At 54.0% G+C, this 19,399-nt stretch carries 14 protein-coding genes; 11 read left to right on the top strand and 3 right to left on the bottom strand.

Annotation, left to right across the window (positions count from 1 at the left end; genetic code table 11):
- Window positions 1-35 precede the first annotated feature (35 nt).
- The 3 genes from NST04_RS24595 to NST04_RS24585 form a co-directional block, all read right to left on the bottom strand.
- Window positions 36-1,001 carry a carbohydrate ABC transporter permease gene (locus tag NST04_RS24595; protein ID WP_081751123.1) on the bottom strand — a complete coding sequence of 322 codons (966 nt, stop codon included), beginning with the start codon at window positions 999-1,001 and terminating at the stop codon, window positions 36-38.
- The gene (locus tag NST04_RS24590; RefSeq protein ID WP_341186566.1) at window positions 998-1,897 is read right to left on the bottom strand and encodes an ABC transporter permease subunit; all 900 of its coding nucleotides are present in this window, start codon (window positions 1,895-1,897) and stop codon (window positions 998-1,000) included. Before NST04_RS24590 ends, NST04_RS24595 begins: the two co-directional genes overlap by 4 nt.
- A gap of 592 nt (window positions 1,898-2,489) precedes the next feature.
- A complete protein-coding gene (locus tag NST04_RS24585; protein WP_341186565.1) occupies window positions 2,490-3,260 on the bottom strand; it encodes a helix-turn-helix transcriptional regulator in 771 nt (256 codons plus the stop codon).
- Window positions 3,261-3,513: 253 nt separating this feature from the next.
- On the opposite strand from NST04_RS24585, the gene NST04_RS24580 reads away from it, so the two are divergent.
- The 11 genes from NST04_RS24580 (at window position 3,514) to NST04_RS24530 (ending at window position 19,388) form a co-directional block, all read left to right on the top strand.
- Complete coding sequence (locus NST04_RS24580) at window positions 3,514-4,902, top strand: ABC transporter substrate-binding protein (protein WP_341186564.1); 1,389 nt, start codon at window positions 3,514-3,516, stop codon at window positions 4,900-4,902.
- Window positions 4,903-4,995: 93 nt separating this feature from the next.
- Window positions 4,996-7,890 (top strand): extracellular solute-binding protein, encoded by a 2,895-nt coding sequence (locus NST04_RS24575; protein ID WP_341186563.1) that lies wholly within the window; start codon window positions 4,996-4,998, stop codon window positions 7,888-7,890.
- Window positions 7,891-7,908: 18 nt separating this feature from the next.
- A complete protein-coding gene (locus NST04_RS24570; protein ID WP_051477978.1) occupies window positions 7,909-8,874 on the top strand; it encodes a carbohydrate ABC transporter permease in 966 nt (321 codons plus the stop codon).
- A complete protein-coding gene (locus NST04_RS24565; RefSeq protein WP_036724919.1) occupies window positions 8,871-9,752 on the top strand; it encodes a carbohydrate ABC transporter permease in 882 nt (293 codons plus the stop codon). Before NST04_RS24570 ends, NST04_RS24565 begins: the two co-directional genes overlap by 4 nt.
- Before the next feature lie 18 nt (window positions 9,753-9,770).
- Window positions 9,771-11,231: a hypothetical protein gene (locus NST04_RS24560; RefSeq protein WP_341186562.1), complete on the top strand. Its 1,461-nt coding sequence runs from the start codon at window positions 9,771-9,773 to the stop codon at window positions 11,229-11,231.
- Window positions 11,228-11,854: a YIP1 family protein gene (locus tag NST04_RS24555; RefSeq protein WP_341186561.1), complete on the top strand. Its 627-nt coding sequence runs from the start codon at window positions 11,228-11,230 to the stop codon at window positions 11,852-11,854. Before NST04_RS24560 ends, NST04_RS24555 begins: the two co-directional genes overlap by 4 nt.
- 14 nt (window positions 11,855-11,868) lie before the next feature.
- Window positions 11,869-14,433, top strand: coding sequence for a DUF5696 domain-containing protein (locus NST04_RS24550; RefSeq protein WP_341186560.1), 2,565 nt, complete (start codon window positions 11,869-11,871; stop codon window positions 14,431-14,433).
- Window positions 14,430-15,335: a carbohydrate ABC transporter permease gene (locus tag NST04_RS24545; RefSeq protein ID WP_341020733.1), complete on the top strand. Its 906-nt coding sequence runs from the start codon at window positions 14,430-14,432 to the stop codon at window positions 15,333-15,335. Before NST04_RS24550 ends, NST04_RS24545 begins: the two co-directional genes overlap by 4 nt.
- A gap of 16 nt (window positions 15,336-15,351) precedes the next feature.
- A complete protein-coding gene (locus NST04_RS24540) occupies window positions 15,352-16,302 on the top strand; it encodes a carbohydrate ABC transporter permease (protein WP_341186559.1) in 951 nt (316 codons plus the stop codon).
- 19 nt (window positions 16,303-16,321) lie between these two features.
- Window positions 16,322-17,578 carry an endo-1,4-beta-xylanase gene (locus NST04_RS24535; protein WP_341186558.1) on the top strand — a complete coding sequence of 419 codons (1,257 nt, stop codon included), beginning with the start codon at window positions 16,322-16,324 and terminating at the stop codon, window positions 17,576-17,578.
- Window positions 17,579-17,714: 136 nt separating this feature from the next.
- Entirely contained in the window at window positions 17,715-19,388 is a 1,674-nt protein-coding gene (locus NST04_RS24530; protein WP_341186557.1) for an extracellular solute-binding protein, read from the top strand.
- Window positions 19,389-19,399: the final 11 nt, after the last annotated feature.

The raw sequence follows: 19,399 nt of genomic DNA, 5'->3' as shown, positions 1-19,399 counted from the left end.
CGAATGTTTAATGTATCATAAATGGCGCTGGCGGATTAGCCTTTGACCGCACCAATTATAATTCCTTTTACAAAAAATCTCTGGAAGATCGGATATACCAGCAGAATAGGTGCGACTACGATAATGGTTACGGTCATGCGGATGGAGGTAGAGGTCTGCTTGGTCGCCAGAGTAGCCATGGCCGTTGAGCCGGCATTCTGCAGATTGACCATGGTCGACAAGGAACTCGCCTGGTTGATGTAGTTATACAGTATGAACTGTAAGCTGTAGAGCTTACTATCCGTTACCAGCAAAAGCGTATCCTGAAAGGAGTTCCACTGGTTGACCGCCGAGAAAATGGCAACGGTTGCAAGGATCGGCTTGCTGATTGGCAGAATGACTTTATAGAAAATCGTAAAGATTCCTGCGCCGTCAATGCTGGCCGCCTGCTGCAGCTCCTTCGGTGTTGCCTCGACGAAGGTTTTGACCAGGATAATGAAGAAAGGAGCAACAACGGACGGAAGAATATAAGCCAGGAAGTTGTCCGTCAGATGCAGCGATCTCATGGTCAGATACCAAGGAATGATTCCGGCGTTGAAGAACATCGTGATAATGGTGAAGCGGTACCAGAACTTTTTGCCCCACATGTCCTCCTGCGCGAACATGAATCCAAGGAAGGCCGAGGCGCCGACGGTCAGGAGCGTACCGATTACGGTTCTGCCGAGGGAGATCATGAACGCATTGCCCAGACCCGGGATTTTGAACACATCGATATAATTCTGGAAATGAATCCCCTTAGGCCAGAAAATGATTTCGCCCTTCGCACTGAGATCATTCGCGCTGATCGTATTGATAATGATCGAGTAGAACGGATAGACACAGATGAAGGCGAACAGGGAGAAGAGGATATAGATAATAGTAGAGATGATTTTATCGGTAGCGCTGACCTGCATTTTGACCGTTTTTTTGGTGATGTCGATCTCACGGGTGTTTGGCGTAAGACTGGTCTGGTTGTCACTCATACAATGCCCTCTCCTCTCAGCATTTTGGACAGCCCGTTCACCGAAAAGAGAAGCACCACGCTGATCACACTCTTCAGCATACTGATCGCAACAGAGACGGAATAGCTGCCGCCGCCCATGGCGAGGTTATACACATATAGATCAAGAACCTGAATAGTGTCCTTGTTAAACGCATTCTGGAATACGAAATACTGCTCCAATCCGTTGTTCAGGAAGCTGGCAATCTGGAGCATCAGCAGGACGAAGTAGGTTGGCATCATGCTTGGCAATACGACATGGCGGATCACCTGCATCCGGGTAGCCCCGTCTACATAAGCCGCTTCATACAGCGATTCGTCGATGCCCATGATGGCTGCGATGTACAGAATGGCGGACCAGCCCAGTGTCTTCCAGGTAGCCCAAGCCCACATCGTCCACCAGACATGCTCGGAGCTCTGCAGGAACATGGTTGGAGAATCGGTCAGCCCGGTCATATGCAGGAAGCCGTTGACCATCCCTTCGCTGGAAAACATGGAGAAGGCGAGGGAGTACACAAGCACCCAACTGATGAAGTTCGGCAGCGTGGTGACCGTCTGGATGAATTTGCGGAAACGTACCGCCTTGATTTCGGTCAGGAAGATAGCGAAGATCATCGGGAGCCAGGAGAAAAGGATGCCCAGTCCGCTGATGCCGAAGGTATTCCAGATGACCTGCATTAACTGGTCGATCTTGACCTGATTCTCAACCAGGGAATGGAACCATTTGAAACCGACGAACTCGGAGGCGGACAACGGGATAGGCGGGGTGTAGTCAAAAAATGCATATACCCATCCATAGAGCGGATAGTAGGCAAAGACAGCGAGTAAAAGCATAAAGGGAGAGATGTAAAGGAATTTCCGGAACGAATTGCTTCTCATGCTCTGGCTGCGCATTGTTTCACTCCTCATCATATTCTCTTTGTATGATTGCTTCCTGAAGCTAAGCCGGGTCAAGCAATCCCGGGCATTTGTCTGTCTGTCATCCCCCTTCTTCAGTAAGCAACTCCGGTTTTTGATAACGCTTTCATGTATGAAACTATAATAAGTTATCGTCTATCTTCCTACAATGACCGATCCTCACCAATTATTGATCTATTGTAAGGTGAAGGAGACGCGGACGAAAAGGGCATTTGCATGGGAGAGGCAAGAAAGAGAAGCAGGAAACACGAATGAAACCGGAGTTTATAGGAGTGGGAAGAAAGGAACACGGGAGGTTAGTGGGCGGATGAGCCGACTGAGGGGCATAAGTGCACCTGATTTCGTCAAATGCGGGCAGATGAGCTGAATGAGGGGCATTAATGCACCTGAATTCGTCAAACGTTGGCAGAAGAGCCGAATGAGGGGCATAAGTGCACTTGTTTTCATCAAATGGATAGGTAGCAGCGCTTCTAGGGTCTGGCAGGCAGCGGCTGTACATATTCAGAGCCTTGCTCCATATTTCGTACAGGCCGCTCCCTCCAAGCCCTCCGCCTCAGGCAGTGATGAAGCATTGCTTGCGGTATTCATTGGCACTGGTTCCCGTGTATTCTCTGAATTTCTTATAGAACCAGTCGATTTCCGAATACCCCACAGCGTCTGCAATCTCATAGATCTTCATGTCGGTCGTTTCCAGCAGCAGCTTGGCCTTCTCCATCCGCTGGCGCAGGAGGTATTCGTTGAAGGACATATTCTCCTGCTGCTTGAACTTCTGTCCGAGATAGGCGCAATTGAAGTTCAAGGAGTCGGAAATCTGCTTGAGCGTAATATTACGATGGAGCTGCTCATCCACGTATTGCTTGATCGTACTGACAATTGGAGACGGGGAGGGCAGCTCTTTTTGAAGGGTGAACTCCGCATAATCCTGCTCCGCAGCAGCCGGTCTGCCGGCTGGAGCCAGTATCCGTCTAACCGCTTCCAGACTTCCGCCCAGCTCAGCCGGGTCCACCGGGTCCGTCAAGTAATCGCTTACATTATAAAGTAAAGCTTGCCGCGCCAGCCCGAAATCCCCGCTGCCTCCGAGCAGGATAATCGGAACGGAGCTTCCCTGTCTAATCTGCTCACAGACTCTCATGCCTGGCGCATGGGCGTCCCTGATGTTCAGAAGAACCAGTGATATCCCCTCGCTGCGGATCAGCCGCAGAATATCGGATGAATAATCAGCATGCGCATGAATGATAAAATTCTTAAGTTTGCTCCCTGCCATATAAGAAGCGATCTCCCGCACCAGACGGTTTCGCTCTACACATAAGATTCTGTACAACATGATGACCCCGCTTTCAGAGAGAAGTTAAGCTTCCTTCATTCATTATGTGCAACAGAGCCAGGCGCTACAATGTGCAATTCTTGCACCAGGCTCCATTTGTTTACCTGATCGAAATCCGGTAGCCCGGTGGATAAGGACTTGCGGACCCGACCTATAATTTGACAGGTGAACGCCTGAAGTTAGACGGGTTGCTGCCTGAAAATGTAAGCGCTAAACTTTCGAGGTAAGTCATTCATATTTGGGGGGACAGATCATGCGGGCAAAAAAAGTAATGTCAGTATTCATTAGTACGTTGTTATTAGCAGCCACGACGGCATGCGGCGGAGCGGGGAACGGCGGGAACGCCGGAGGGGGAGCATCAGCCCAGCCGGCGGCGGCTACGGAGGCTCCGGCCGCTGAGGCCACTGCGGAAGCTACAGCGACTGCGCAGCCTAGCAATGCTACACCGGACAAGGATTTCGATATGGGCGGCAGAACGATCAAGATTGTCTCCTGGTGGGATATGAAGATTCCCGAGGATAACCCGGACAATATCCAGCGCTCGAAGAATCTGAAGGAATTGATGGCCAAGCATAATTTCAAGGTTGAATATGTAGCGCTGGACTTCGGTGAATACCAGAAGAAGGTAGTGGCTTCACTGGTTGCCGGTGAACCGCTTGGCGATATTGTCAGAATGGGCAAGGGCTATATGATTCCGGTGCTGACGAAGCAGGATATGTTCTGGCCGGTTGACGAATACACCAAGAACGAGAATGCTTTCAATCAGCGGATGACTACGGAATTCTCGCAATATGAGGGCCGGGGCTATGGCTTCTCTGAGAATGCGGGTAACCTGATCAGCGGGATATTCTATAACCGCACTTTGATGAAGAAGCTGGGCATGAAGCCGCTCCAGGAATATGTGAACGAGGATAACTGGAACTGGGAGACCTTCACCCAAGTCGCCAAAGAAGCGAACAAGGATACAGATAACAACGGGAAACTTGATGTATGGGGCTTGGCCTCAGGCGGGTTCCTGGAAATGGCGATGGCCTCTAACGAGACCGATCTGACCATTGATGACAAGCAGAATCTCGATGATCCCAAGCTGCTGGAGGTATTCAAGTTCATCGCCAAGCTGGGTGCCGAGAAGGTAGCCCGGCCGACTGAAGGCGGGGACTGGCAGGAACCGGCGCAGTTCTTCCGCCAGGGGAACACGCTGATGTATGCAGGAGCAGATTATGAGGCGAACGGCTTCAAGACGGATATGAAGGATTATGATATCGGCTTTGTTCCTTTTCCAAAAGGGCCTAATGCTACCGAATACCACAGTGTGGAATCCAATGTCCAGTTCCTGACCATCCCGAAGAAAGCCGAGAATCCGGACCAGCTGCTCTATATCTGGGAGAAGATCAACGATATCGAGTCGATCTATGATTATCCGAAGCAGGCTTCCCTGGAGAGCACGTATGACAACGAGGACGATATCAACAACGCCAAGCTGGTCGAAGGCGGCATGCTGTTAACGAACCATAACACCTTCTCGACTATGCCGTACTACGAGATGGTGGATGAGCTAAAGAAGGGAACTTCAGCTTCGACTGTCATTCAGAAGTACAAGGCGAAGGTTCAGGCATCTGTAGACGCGGTCTACAAAAAATAAACGGATATCCGCATGGAACAACAGTCCCCCGCGGACTGTTGTTCCCATTCTTGCGGCATTTTATATGATCCATTGCTTAAGGGGAGGAGTACGTTGAATATTCGAATCAGGAACATAGCGATTATATTGGTTGTTGTCCTGCTGGCCGGGACGATCTGGATATTTAATTCCCCGGGGCAGTCTGTGCATTCCGACTCTCCCGCAGTAGGCAAGTTCACGGCAGCCGCGCAGGATGCTGAAGAAGGCAGCTATGAAGCCTATCTGAAGCAACACGGGGATGCCCCGCGCCCTGACCGGGAGATCCGCATCGAAGGGGAGAGCTATTCCCCCGGCAGCGGAGATGTCTTTGAGGTGAAGCAGCAATTCGAGGGGCTTGACGGAGCAGCAGTCATTACCCAGGAATCGGGAACCATCTCCTGGGAGGTGCCGGTTCCGGAATCCGGGCTGTACAACATCCGGGTTCATTATTATCCGGTGGAAGGCAAAAGCTCGTCCATTGAACGTTCCTTATCCATCAACCGGGAGGTGCCGTTCAAGGGAGCGGATACCTTGCTCTTCGACCGGGTCTGGGGGAACCGTGAGGAGGTCATTAAGCAGGATGACCGAGGCAACGATCTGCGCCCCAGACAGGTGGAGCAGCCGGTGTGGCAGTCCACGGTCATTGCGGACAGTGAAGGCTTCTATGAGGAGCCGTATGCCTTCTATCTGGAGCAGGGGAACCAGACCCTGTCGCTGACCGCACTCCGTGAGCCGATGGCCATTGATTATATTGAGCTGTTCCAGGACCGGACAGTGCGCTCCTATGCAGAGGCTAAGCAGGAGTATGAGACTAAGGGCCTTCAGCCGGTACAAGAGCCTTATATCGAGGTCCAGGCCGAAGCGGCATCCGCCAAATCCTCGCCTACCTTATACCCGTTATCCGACCGCTCCAGCCCGGCAGTGGTTCCTTATGCCGTCTCAAATTTAAGGATTAACACCATCGGCGGGGTGAACTGGAAGCTTCCGGGGCAATGGATCGAATGGGAGATTGATGTCCCTGAAGAAGGTCTGTACCGGATAGCGCTCAAGGAGAAGCAGAATCAACTCCGGGGCGTCTATGCCAACCGCAGCCTGACTATTGATGGTGAATATCCGTTCACCGAGATGAAGCAGATCCGCTTCAATTACTCTCCCGGCTGGCAGATGAATGTACTCGGCGGGGAAGAGCCTTATCTGTTCCATCTTACACAAGGGACGCACAAGCTGAGACTGACCGTGACCCTGGGCGATATCGCGCCGTTGGTCCGTACCGTCCAGTCCAGTGTCCTGACCTTGAATGAAATGTACCGCAATATTCTGGCAATTACCTCCAACAACCCGGATAAGTTCCGCGACTATCAGCTGGAGAAGCGGATACCGGAGATGACCAAGGTATTTCGGGAGCAGGCGGAGATTATCCGCGGTGTCGGCGAATATCTGGAGCAGGCCACCGGGGAACGCAGCGACAAGGTATCCGTGCTGTACTCGATGGTCACCCAGCTGGAGGATATGGCTAAGCATCCGGACACGGTAGCCAAACGGCTGGTCTCCTTTAAGACGAATGTCGGCGGACTGGGGACCTGGATTCTTAGCGTGCGGGAACAGCCGCTGACACTGGATTCACTGGTGGTCTCGGCGCCGGATAAGCCGCTTCCGTCTGCGCAGGCGACCTTCTTCCAGAAGCTGAAGCATGAGCTGAGAGCGTATGGCGCCTCGTATACCGAAGACTATGACAGTATCGGTAACGTGACGAAGAACCAGAAGGCGATTACGGTCTGGATTTCGACCGGCCGGGATCAGGCTCAAGTGATGAAGAGCATGATTGACGATACCTTCACGCCGGATTCGGGCATCTCCGTGGCACTGCGGCTGGTGCCTCCGAACATTCTGCTGCCGGCAACCCTGGCGGGCGAAGGGCCGGACGTAGCCATGCAGATCGGCGAGGATCTTCCAGTGAACTATGCGATGCGCAAAGCATCGGCCGATCTGTCCCAGTTCGCCGATTTCAAAGAAGTGGCTGACCGCTTCCGCGACAGCGCCCTTACGCCTTATAAGTACAATGGAAGCGTCTACGGGCTGCCTGAGCAGCAGATCTTCCCGATGCTCTTTTACCGGAAGGATATTCTGCAGGAGCTTGGCCTGGAGCCCCCTACTACGTGGGAGGAAGTCTACAATGTCGTCTCTGTGCTGCAGAGACATAATCTGGAGTTCTATCTTCCCCTGGAGGATACACTGAACAACGCGACGCTGGTGCCCAATGCGGCCTTCACCATGCTGCTCTACCAGAACGGCGGGCAGCTCTACACGGACGACCAGAAGCGAAGCGCGCTGAACTCGGAGACCTCCATGAGTGAATTTAACAAGTGGACCCAGTTCTATACCAATTACAAGTTCCCGGTGAAGGTGGACTTTCCGAACCGTTTCCGTACAGGCGAGATCCCGATCGGGATTGCCGATTATACGATCTATAACAGCCTGACGGTAATGGCGCCGGAAATCCGCAATTTGTGGGAATTCACGGTGGTGCCGGGAACGAAGCAGGCGGACGGCACGGTGGACCATAGCGTGGCCAGCCATACAACCGGCGTCATGCTGCTGGAGAATGCCAAGGACAAGGAGTCGTCCTGGGAATTCATGAAGTGGTGGACAGACAAGGACACCCAGGTCCAGTACGGCCGGGAAATGGAAGGACTGATGGGAGCGGCGGCACGTTATCCGACCGCGAACATTGAAGCGCTGGAGGAGCTGCCGTGGCCGGTGAAGGATTACAAGGAACTGGAGAGCCAGTGGCAATGGGTGAAGGGTAACCCTCAGGTTCCCGGCGGGTACTTCACAGGCCGGCATCTGGACAATGCGTTCCGCAAGGTGGTCAACGGGAATGTGAATCCGCGTGAAGCCCTGTCGGATTATCTGATCTACATTAACGATGAAATTCAGATCAAACGGAAGGAATTCAAACTTCCGTATTAGGTTGGAGGCTGCAAGCTGATGGTACAAATACACAATACCACTGAACCAGCCTTGCCAGGGCTGGCTGGCGGTCCGGTCAAGGAGTCCCGCCTGGCGCAATTATGGAGAGATATCAAGAAGAGCAAGCATTATTATTTCATGATGAGTCCCTATATGATCATCTTCTTCCTGTTCACGGTAATCCCGGTGGTCGTCTCCTTCGGGCTGAGCTTCTTCTATTTCAATATGCTGGAGACGCCGAGATTCATCGGCTGGGAGAACTATTCCAGGCTGCTCCTGGGCGATGATGTGTTCATGATCGCGCTGAAGAACACCTTTCTGTTCGCTGTCATCACAGGCCCGTTAAGCTATATTGCATGCTTCCTGTTCGCCTGGCTGATTAATGAGCTGTCGCCCTTTGTCCGGTCACTGATGACGCTGGTCTTCTATGCGCCTTCGATTTCGGGCAATGTGTTCTTCATCTGGCTGATTGTCTTCTCGGGGGACAGCTATGGTTACCTCAACGGCTTCCTGATGAAGATCGGGGTGCTGCTGGAGCCGATTATATGGCTGCAGAATGAGAAGTACATTCTTCCCATTATCATTATTGTGCAGCTCTGGCTGAGTCTCGGCACAAGCTTCCTGGCGTTCATCGCCGGACTTCAGACCGTGGACCAGACGCTGTTCGAGGCGGGGGCGATGGACGGGATCAGGAACCGCTGGCAGGAGCTGTGGTTCATTACCCTGCCGTCCATGCGCCCGCAGCTGATGTTCGGCGCAGTCATGCAGATTACCGCTTCCTTCGCGGTGGCCGAGGTCTCTATTGCGCTTGCGGGCTTCCCGAGCGTCAACTATGCGGGACATACGGTGGTAACGCACTTGATGGATTACGGGACACTGCGCTTTGAGATGGGCTACGCCTCTGCGATTGCTACCATTCTCTTCGCGATCATGCTCGGAACCAACATGATGACCCAGAAGCTGCTCCGAAAGGTGGGTGAATGACCCTGTATTCAAGAGTGATAGGGGCTCTTCGCCCTCAAAAAAGACTGAACCGTTCCTTTGCTGTCAGTTTTATGCTCTTCGGCCTGCTGCTTGGCTTCGGCGCATTCATGGTTCTTCCGCTGATCTACACGGTGAACAATGCCTTCAAGCCGCTGGATGAGCTGTTCATCTTCCCGCCGAGATTTCTGGTGCGGAACCCTACGCTGGAGAACTTCACCGATCTGATGGTGATCATGGGCAATTCCTGGGTGCCGTTCACCAGATATATTGCGAATACGCTGCTGATCACCCTGGTAGGAACCGCAGGGCATATCCTGCTGGCGTCGGCAGCAGCGTATCCGCTGGCCAAGTTCAAATTTCCGGGTTCAAGCATTCTGTTCAAAATTGTAGTGCTGTCCCTGATGTTCTCGCCGCATGTTACGGCAATACCGAACTATCTGGTCATGTCGCAGCTGGGGTGGATCAACACCCAAGCGGCGATTATCGTGCCGTCACTGGCCTTTTCACTAGGCTTGTTCCTGATGAAGCAGTTCATGGAGCAGATCCCGGATGCGCTGATTGAGGCGGCCAAAATCGACGGTGCGAACGAGTACCGCGTGTTCTGGCAAATCGTAATGCCGAATGTGAAGCCGGCCTGGCTGACGCTGATGATTCTGCAATTTCCGGCGCTGTGGGGCACAGATGGAGGCAGCTTCATCTACAGTGAGAACCTGAAGACGCTTCACTATGCGCTCAGCCAGGTGATCCAGGGCGGGATTGCACGTGCCGGGGTCGGAGCGGCAGTCGCGCTGCTGCTGATGACTGTGCCGATTCTGTTGTTCATTATTTCACAGAGCAGTGTCATCCAGACGATGGCCACATCCGGTATGAAAGAGTAGAGAGGAGGAACGGTGACAATGGTCGCAAGGATAAAGAAACTGAGAACCGGTCTGCTGGCCTTGTGCTGCCTGGTCAGTCTGGGGCTTGGCGGAGAGCTGGCCCTGGCAGAGAGCGCAGCCCCTTCCTACAATTATTCATACTGGGGGAATGCGGTGGCGGCTCCGTCCGCCTACGAGGCTACTACGCTCATCACGGGTGCCAGCTCCGGTGCGGGCCCCTTCAACAATCCGCAGGATATTCAGGTTACAGCAGATAAGCAGATCTATGTTCTGGATAGCGGCAATAACCGGTTTGTCATACTGGATCAGGACTACAAATCTGTCAAGACGGTAGATGCGTTCCAGTTCAAGGGGAAGGCGGAGAAGTTCAACAATCCGCAGGGCATCTATGTGACGCAGCAGAAGGAAGTGTATGTGGCAGATACGGGCAATAAGCGTATCGTCCATCTCGACAGCAGCTTCAAGGCGGTGGGGATCATTGAAGCCCCGAAGTCCGAGCTATTGCAGGCGAACTTTGAATTTCAGCCTGTCCGTGTTGCTGTAGACAAGGCGGACCGCATCTATGTGATGTCGGCCGGCGTTTTCGACGGCTTCATGGAATTCGGGGCGGATGGTGTGTTCAAATCATTCATTGGCGCGAACCGGGTGCATATCGATGCGGTGGAGTATTTCTGGAAATCGATCTCCACCAAGGCGCAGCGCGAGCAGATGGTCATGTATACGCCAACCGAGTTCACGAATCTGGACATTAATGACGAAGGCTTTCTGTACGCTACCAACGGTGACGATTACGGGGACCCGATCAAGAAGCTGAACGCGCAGGGTGCGGATATTCTGCGGAGAGAGGGCTATTACAAGCCCAGCGGCGATCTGCTCTACTCCACGCGCTCAGGCGGTGCCCCGCGGCTCGTGGATATTGATGTGAGCGACAGTGAAATATACGCGGTGCTGGATGCCAGCCGGGGCCGGGTGTTCACGTACAACGGGGACGGCTATCTGCTGTACATTTTCGGCGGAATCGGTAACCGTCTGGGCGAATTCAACACTCCGGTTGCCATTGAGCACAGCGGTGACGATATTCTGGTGCTGGATCAGGCGCTGGGTGAAATCACGGTATTCCAGACTACAGAGTATGGAAGAACGCTGAACAGTGCCGTACGCAGCTACTATAACGGTGATGAGGAGATGGCTTCCCGGGAGTTCAGCAAGGTCGTTAACTTGAATGCGAATATGGAGTATGCCTATGCGGGCATAGGCAAGGCATTTCTGCGGCAAGGCGAGTACAAGGAGTCGGCGGAGTATTTCGAGCGCAGCATGGACCGGACCAACTATTCCAAAGCGTTCCTGCTCTACCGTAAGGAAGTGCTTCGCGGACATTTTTCCACCATTATGACGGGTCTGATCGCACTTGTAGCCCTATGGCTGGGCCTGAGAATGTTCCGGAAAATGAAGGCCAGAAAGAAGGTGGAGCTCCATTGAACAGAGAAGCGCTGCAACATCCGCTGTATGTGATGGTTCATCCGTTCAACGGATACTGGGACCTCAAATATGAACGCAGTCAAAAAACCAGTCTGATCCTCTCCTTCGGCATTCTGTTTATGCTGATTCTGACGAATGTGCTGGGCGAACAATACAGCGGGTTCCTGGTAAACCTGAATAATCCCCGGTATCTGAACAGCTTGCTGGAAGCGGTCTATGTGCTGGTTCCTGTTCTGTTCTGGTGTGTGGCCAACTGGTCGCTGACCACGCTGATGGACGGGGAAGGGAAGTTCGTGGAGATTTTTATTACCACCTGCTTCGCACTGCTTCCGATTGTGCTGATTAATTTCCCATGGATCTGGATCAGTAATTTCATCTCGGCCCAGGAGAGCTCTTTTTATTACTTTTTCAAAAACTTTGCCATTCTCTGGTCGGGACTGCTGATGTATGTGGGCATTATGACCGTTCATCAGTTCTCCCCGTCCAAAACGATCGGGACGATTCTGCTGACGCTGCTCGCTATGGCCTTCATGGCTTTCCTGACCCTGCTGTTCTTCAGTCTGGTTCAGCAGATGATTGCATTCGTCTCGACCATATATCAAGAAATTGTCTTAAGGAGATAGGAGGAGGACCGGGAATGAGGAAGCCGTTAATCATGCTGCTCTCGATTCTCTTCAGTGTGAGTGTGCTGGCCGGCTGTTCGGCGTCAAGCTCAGACAGCCAGGCCAGCGGGCATGAACCGAATCTTGAAGTGTCCTTTACGGAAGGGAGCGCGCTGAAATCTGCCTTCACCGATTCTGGGGTGAGCGGGATGACAGGCGTACTTGAGAACGCGCAGCTCCGGCTGTTCATGGACGAAGCTACCGGAGGGATCGCCGTCAAGAATCTGTCAGACGGCACGGTATGGTACAGCAATCCGCTGGACCGTGAAGCGGATGCCAAGGCCAGCGGGGATAATAAAGACCTGCTGTCCGCGCAGCTCAAGCTGGATTTCTATAACAACCTGGGTCAGGTCAGCTCTGTCAATTCATATACGGACAGCGTGGCCCATAAGCAAATGAAGATGGAACTGACGCCTGGGGGCGTCAAGGTCTTCTACCAGTTCGGAACGACGGCTGCAACAGCAGAGGACCTGCCGATGAAGATGGGCAAGGAGCGGTTCGAGGAGAAGATCATGAGCAAGATGGATAAGACCGGGCAACGGACGATGAAAATTGCCTATACCTTCGATGAGGAGAACGGAGTCTATACGCGAAACGATGAAGCGCTGAAGGGGCTTCAGCTGGAGCGGACGCTGAAGGGCTTCGAGAAGGCTGGATATACCGAGGAGGATCTGCAGCAGGATATCGCCGAGAACAACCTCAGCCAGACCAAGCCTGCGCCGCGTATTTTCCAGCTCGCCATTGAATATGCCCTGGACGGGGACCAGCTGGTCGTCAAGGTACCGGTAGCGGATATCCGTTATCCTGCGGATTATCCGGTGAATGACATCTCCCTGCTGAGCTTCCTGGGTGCCGGAGGGAGCAAGGATGCCGGGTCCATCCTGGTGCCGGACGGCTCAGGAGCGCTGATTCATTTCAATAACGGCAAGATCCGTTATCCCGCATATAAGCAGGCCGTGTATGGTGTGGACGGGACGATGGAGACCACGGATGCCTATGCGCAGCAGCAGGAGGTCAAGCTGCCGGTGTTCGGCCTGATCCGGGAGGAAGGCGCCATGCTGGGCATTATTGAACAAGGTGCTTCTCTGGCCACCATCAATGCGGATACCAGCGGCAGATTGAATGGATACAATTACGTGTATCCGAGCTTTACCCTGATTGCCAAGGGGGATCTTACCCTGACGTCAAGCGACCAGAACCGCACCCTGCCGAAATTCCAGCAGGAGCCGCCTAAGACAGATTACGTCGTCCGTTATGCATTCCTGAGCGGAGAGGAAGCTTCCTATCCGGGCATGGCGCGTTATTACCAGAGCTATCTGGCGGAGCATGGCGGACTGCCTGAGGCACAGCCGCCGGCTTCCGCAGACTCCCCGGTAAATACGCCGTTCTATCTGGAGCTGGTGGGCGGAATCACGAAGACCAAGCATGTCCTGGGTATTCCTTATCAATCGCTGGAGGCGCTGACCACCTTCGAGGAAGCGCAAAAGATTCTGGAGCAGATGAAGCAGCGCGGGATTGATAACATCAAGCTGAAGTATGCGGGCTGGTTCAACCGGGGCCTGGATCATAAGGTGCCGGACCAGCTGTCTGTGGATAAGGCAATCGGAGGCAGCAAAGGGCTGGAGCGGCTGACTGCCTACGCCAAGGAGCAAGGCATTCAGCTCTTCCCTGACGTCGCACTGCTGCGGGCGAACCAGACCTCAGGCTTCCGGATTAACCAGAAGGCTTCCCGGATGCTCAGTGAGATTCCGGCCGCCGTCTATCCGTATAATATGGCCTTGAACCGGCGGGACCGTTCCTTCACCCCTGCCTATATTATTTCGCCAAGCAGGATCGGCGGATATGTTGATGCCACGCTGAAGGAGATTGCGCCGTTTCAGACCGGCGGCATCTCCCTGAGGGATATGGCCGATCAATTGAACAGCGATTTCCGTAAAAATCAAGAGATTGACCGGTCAGCGTCCGAGCAGATATCGGTCCAGTCTCTGGAGAAGATCACCGGAGCGTCCATGCGCATTCTCGCGGACGGCGGGAATGCCTACGCCCTTCCGTATCTCTCTGACATTACGGATGCTCCGGTGTCCAGCAGCCGGTTCAAGCTGGAGGATGAGGAGATTCCGTTCTATCCGATGGTGGTGCGGGGATATGTGAATTACACCGGCAAGCCTTTTAACCTGTCCACGTTCACGAATCCAAGGCAATATATCCTGAAGAGCCTGGAGTATGGCTCCGGCCTCTATTATGAATGGATGCATGCGCCTAATTACAAGGTGAAGGATACCGACTTCGATAACCTGTATGCGGTCCATTATGAGCAGTGGATTAACCAGGCGGCTGATATGTATACCGAAGTGAACGGAGTGATGAAGAACGTTCAGAATCAGCGGCTGACCGGTCATGAGAAGCTGGCAGACGGTGTCTATAAAAGCACTTACGGTAACGGGATGTCTGTCATCGTCAACTACAATAAGACCGCAGTCCTTGCAGAGGGCCGGACGGTTGAGGCCGAAAGCTATATTACAGGTGGTGAGCAATCTTGAAATCCATACTTAGACTGGACCGCAGATCCTACAATGAGCAGAAGGCAATCATGGGTTTCTTCTATGTGCTGCCCTGGCTGCTGGGGTTCATCTTCTTCTTCCTGATTCCGTTGTTGTCTTCGCTGCGCTACAGCTTAAGCTCAGTGCAGGCCAACTCCGACGGACTGATTGTTCATTTCAGCGGCTTCCAGAATTATGTCGAAGCGCTGACGGTGAATACCGAATTCAACCGCTCGCTGGCCGATGCCATTATGAATATGGTCATCAATGTGCCGCTGATCGTGATCTTCAGCCTGTTTCTGGCCGTGCTGCTGAATCAGAAATTCATCGGCCGATCGCTGGCCCGCTCGATCTTCTTTCTGCCTGTCATTCTGGCCTCCGGGGTCATTCTAAGCCTGGAGAGCACCAGCCTGATTCAGGCGGTCAACGACCAGAATGCCGGTGCGGGAGCGATTCAGGGGCTGGGCACCTTCGAGCTGGAGGGGCTGATGTTGGACGCGGGCTTAAGCGAATGGGTCGTGAACTATCTGACCAGCGCCGTGAGCCGCATCTATAGTATCGTGAGCCAGTCCGGCGTACAGATTCTGATTTTCCTGGCCGGCATCCAGACCATCTCGCCGCAGCTGTATGAGGCGTCCAAGATGGAAGGGGCAACCGGCTATGAGGCCTTCTGGAAAATCACTTTTCCGATGGTCAGCCCGCTCATTCTGGTGAATTCCATCTATACGATTATTGATTCCTTCTCGAATAACGCCATGACGGATCTGATCCGGGAGACCGGCTTCACCCAGTTCAACTTCGGTCTAAGCTCTGCGATGGCCTGGCTGTATTTCGCCGCAGTGGCCTTAATTCTGGCTGTCAGCAGCTATCTGATCTCGAAGAAGGTCTTCTACTATGATTAAAGGGAGGATGGGACAAATGCATGCGACCCGCTTACTGTCGCTCGAACGCTGGAAGAAATGGGTATGGTCCTTCGTGCGGCTGACACTCATTGCAGGCCTGTCGTTCGTGATCCTCTATCCGGTGCTCCAGAAGATATCCACGGCCTTCAAGGCCAAGAGCGATCTGTATTCGCCGATTGTCGTCTGGCTTCCCGAGCATTACACGCTCGACAATTTCGTCAAAGCAATTGGGATTATGGACTACTGGCAGGCCTTGCTGAACACCTTCACTCTGTCGGCGCTGACTACGATCTTAACCGCCATCTCCTGCGCGCTTGCAGGGTATGGCTTCGCCCGGCTGAAGTTCAAGGGAAGCCAGCTATTGTTCGCCGGAGTTATATTGACCATTCTGGTCCCGCCGATCACGATTCTGATTCCGGTCTACCTGAATTTGAAGGATTTCAGCCTGATGGGGCTGATTCCGCTCTTAACCGGCGGCAAATCGGTGAATCTGCTTAACACCTACTGGCCGTTTATTCTAACCTCTGCTACGGCGAACTCGCTGAAGGCGGGGTTGTACATTTTCATCTTCCGGCAGTTCTTCCGGGGGATTCCCAAAGAGGTGGAGGAAGCGGCTTACATCGACGGGGCCGGGGTAGGCAAGACCTTCTACCGGATTATGCTGCCTAACGCGATACCGTCTATAGTTACGGTGCTGCTCTTCTCGTTTGTGTGGCAATGGAACGACAGCTTCTTCACCACGACCTATCTGACATCCAGCAAGGTGATGGCGACCCAGCTAGGCTCACTGCCGTATAATCTGCAGATCCTGCTGGAGGACGGCGCCAATTCCAAGGCCGATCCGTTCTACCTCAGCATGGTCCAGGATACAGGGATTCTGCTGGCAATCCTGCCGCTGATCATTATCTACCTGTTCGTGCAGCGGTATTTCGTGGAGAGTATTGAACGTACCGGGATTGTGGGTTAACTGTAGAAGGAGGATGACTGTGCGCCAAAATAACAGAACAAGCACTCCGGCCAGACTGGCCCGGAGTATAATCTTCGCATCCGCGCTTCTATGGTTATCCGGCTGCTCCGCTTCTGGCGGGGACGCGGCTCCGGCTGCCCCCTCGCCCGGGCCGCAGGAGAGCGCGGCGTCATCCCCGGCTGCCCCGGCAGGGACTCCGGCAGCATCCGCTACAGCTTCGCCTGAAGCTGCGGCGGATGCTCCGGTGCAACAGGAGGCCACGCCGCTGGCGGCAGCTTATGCGGATTACTTCCCCATAGGCGCTGCGGTGGAGCCGGACCAGACAGAAGGAGCGACAGCAGAGCTGCTGAAGAAGCATGTGAACTGGCTCGTGGCCGAGAATGCGATGAAGCCGGATGCGATTGCACCGGCTGAGGGCACCTTCACCTGGGAACGGGCGGACCGGATCGTCGCCTTCGCCAAGGCGAACGGCATGGGGCTGCGCTTCCACACCCTGGTGTGGCACAGCCAGACCCCGGAGTGGTTCTTCCGGGATGAGGCGGGCGGAGCGATGGTCGATGAGACCGATGCGAAGAAGCGCGAAGCGAACAAGAAGCTGCTACTGAAGCGGCTCGACAGCTATGTCACTGCTGTTGTCAGCCGTTACAAGGACGACATCTCCTCCTGGGATGTAGTGAATGAGGTGATAGAGCCTAACGACCCTGACGGTATGCGGGCCAGCGACTGGTACAAGATTACCGGCACCGGATTCATTGAGACCGCCTTCCGGGCGGCCCGCAAGGCTGGAGGACCGGAGCTTAAGCTGTACATTAATGATTACGGCACAGAGAGTCCGGAAAAGCGGGACCGTCTCTACGAGCTGGTGAAGGACATGCTGGCGAAGGGAGTGCCGATTGACGGGGTTGGCCACCAGACCCATATTAATCTGGAATATCCTACGGTGGAGAGCATAATCGGGTCCATGGAGAAGTTCCATGCTCTGGGCCTGGATAATCAGATTACTGAGCTGGATATGAGCCTGTATGTCTATAATGATCTCAGCGATGTCGGCCCTGTAGTCCCCGAGGATATCCTGCAGAAGCAGGCCGCGCGGTATGGTGAGCTATTCGCTGCTCTAAGAGATCGGAAGGAGCTGCTAAGCGGGGTCATGTTCTGGGGCATTGCGGATGATCATACCTGGCTGAGCACCTTCCCGACTGAGCGCACCGAGGCTCCGATGCTGTTCGACCGGCACCATCAGCCCAAACCGGCCTTCCAGGCGGTCACTGATTTCTAAATAGTAAAGAACGGGTAAGCCAAACAAGAATTGCACCTTACAATTCCTTTATTTTTGCCGGGATAATATAATATTCTGGTAGTAATAATCTTGCAAAGTGAGGTTGCAACTGGTGCCCATAACAATCAAGAACACAATGGCCTGGACTGTCGCTGCGTGCATGGCCGTACAACTGTTGACCGCTTGTGAGAAGAGTGATAGCCTTGCGGAGCGTTCTCCGGTCCCTGAAGGACAGCCGGGGAGCGCTCCGCTCTATGAGGAGCCGGGTCTAAGCAAATATGATCCGCCGATTCAGCTGTCGTTCGTACGTGAGAACAACGATGCGCTTGAAGAAATACTGAAAGAATTGCCGGGGGAGTCGCTGGAGCATAACCGCTGGACCGAGCTGTATGAAGAGGTGCTCGGTATTAAGATCACCTATGATTGGACGGAGTGGAGTTCCATCTACTCCCGCAAGCTGGGGGTATCCCTGGCCTCCGGGGATATCCCCGATATTGTGCGGGTGAATGCTTCGCAGCTCAGGGTGCTGAGCAATGCAGGGCTGATCCAGGATTTGAGCGGAGTCTATGACCAGTATGCAACCCCGTTAACCCGCAAGGTGCTGAGCGAGGAAGGGACGGGTCCGTTCGAGACAGCTACCCTCGACGGCAAGCTTATGGCGATCCCGGAGACCAATTCGTCCATTGAGGGTGCGATGTTCCTGTGGATTCGTACGGACTGGCTGGAACGCCTTGGCCTTCAGCCGCCGAAGACGATGGCAGAGGTGCTGGCTATTTCGAAAGCGTTTACGCAGGAAGATCCTGACGGCAACGGCAGGCACGATACCTACGGCCTTGCGGTAACCAAATACCTGTGGGACCCGGTCATGGGACTTACCGGGTTCATGGCCGGTTATGGTGCTTATCCCGGAATCTGGATTAAGGACAAGACCGGCAAGCTGGTCTTTGGAGGGATCCAGCCGGAGATCAAGCATGCTCTGCAGGTGCTTCAGGACTTGTACCGGACAGGACAGATTGACAGGGAATTCGCGTTCAAAGACGGGGTCAAGGCCAGCGACTGGATTGAGCATGAGCAGGTCGGAATGATGTACGGGGAGCAGTGGGGCTCCTTCCTCGTGCAGCTCAGCCGTGAGCAGAATCCGCAGGCCGAGTGGCAGGCCTTCCCGCTGGTCTCGGAGTCCGGGGCAGCGCCGAAGGTGCCGCTTCCGTTCAGTACCAACCAGTTCCTGGCAGTTAAGCAAGGCGTCCAGCACCCCGAGGCGCTGATTAAGCTGATTAACCTGCATCTGGAGAAGAACTGGGGGACTACGAGTGAGGTAGAGCGGTACTATAACGCGCCGCAGGCGGTGTGGAAGCTGTCGCCGGTGACGCCGTTTCCGGTGCAGAAGAACCTGGAGGCCTTCCGGGAGCTGGAGACCTTCCGGCGCACCGGCGATGCCTCCGTGCTTCAGGATGAAGCGAAGACGATCCAGAAGCGGATTGCCGCTTACGAGGCGGGAGGTGCGGACAGCGAGACAGGCTGGGGCTGGGAGCGGACGTATGGGCCTTCGGGCGCTTTTTCCATCCTGGACGGGTATGAACGTAAATCTCAGCTGCTCTATGAGAGCTTCGTCGGCGCACCTACAGAGACGATGATCGAGAAGCAGAATATTCTAAATAATCTTCAGATTGATGCCTTTCTTGATATTATTCAGGGCAGACCGATCAGCGAGTTCGATAATTTCGTGGCACAGTGGAACAAGCTGGGCGGCGAGCAGATTACGGCTGAGGTTAACGACTGGTATGCTAAGAAGGGCGGGAGCGGCAAATGATCGGGCCTGAG

Source organism: Paenibacillus sp. FSL H7-0756 (assembly GCF_038006765.1).
Taxonomy (GTDB): domain Bacteria; phylum Bacillota; class Bacilli; order Paenibacillales; family Paenibacillaceae; genus Paenibacillus_AQ.
The sequence above is the reverse complement of the archived record's forward strand: the minus strand, read 5'-3'. Positions and strand labels throughout refer to the sequence as shown.

Coding starts and splice junctions, on each gene's coding strand:
- NST04_RS24595 (WP_081751123.1), bottom strand. CDS start 1,001: ATGAGTGACAACCAGACCAGTCTTACGCCAAACACCCGTGAGATCGAC.
- NST04_RS24590 (WP_341186566.1), bottom strand. CDS start 1,897: ATGAGAAGCAATTCGTTCCGGAAATTCCTTTACATCTCTCCCTTTATG.
- NST04_RS24585 (WP_341186565.1), bottom strand. CDS start 3,260: ATGTTGTACAGAATCTTATGTGTAGAGCGAAACCGTCTGGTGCGGGAG.
- NST04_RS24580 (WP_341186564.1), top strand. CDS start 3,514: ATGCGGGCAAAAAAAGTAATGTCAGTATTCATTAGTACGTTGTTATTA.
- NST04_RS24570 (WP_051477978.1), top strand. CDS start 7,909: ATGGTACAAATACACAATACCACTGAACCAGCCTTGCCAGGGCTGGCT.
- NST04_RS24565 (WP_036724919.1), top strand. CDS start 8,871: ATGACCCTGTATTCAAGAGTGATAGGGGCTCTTCGCCCTCAAAAAAGA.
- NST04_RS24560 (WP_341186562.1), top strand. CDS start 9,771: ATGGTCGCAAGGATAAAGAAACTGAGAACCGGTCTGCTGGCCTTGTGC.
- NST04_RS24550 (WP_341186560.1), top strand. CDS start 11,869: ATGAGGAAGCCGTTAATCATGCTGCTCTCGATTCTCTTCAGTGTGAGT.
- NST04_RS24540 (WP_341186559.1), top strand. CDS start 15,352: ATGCATGCGACCCGCTTACTGTCGCTCGAACGCTGGAAGAAATGGGTA.
- NST04_RS24530 (WP_341186557.1), top strand. CDS start 17,715: ATGGCCTGGACTGTCGCTGCGTGCATGGCCGTACAACTGTTGACCGCT.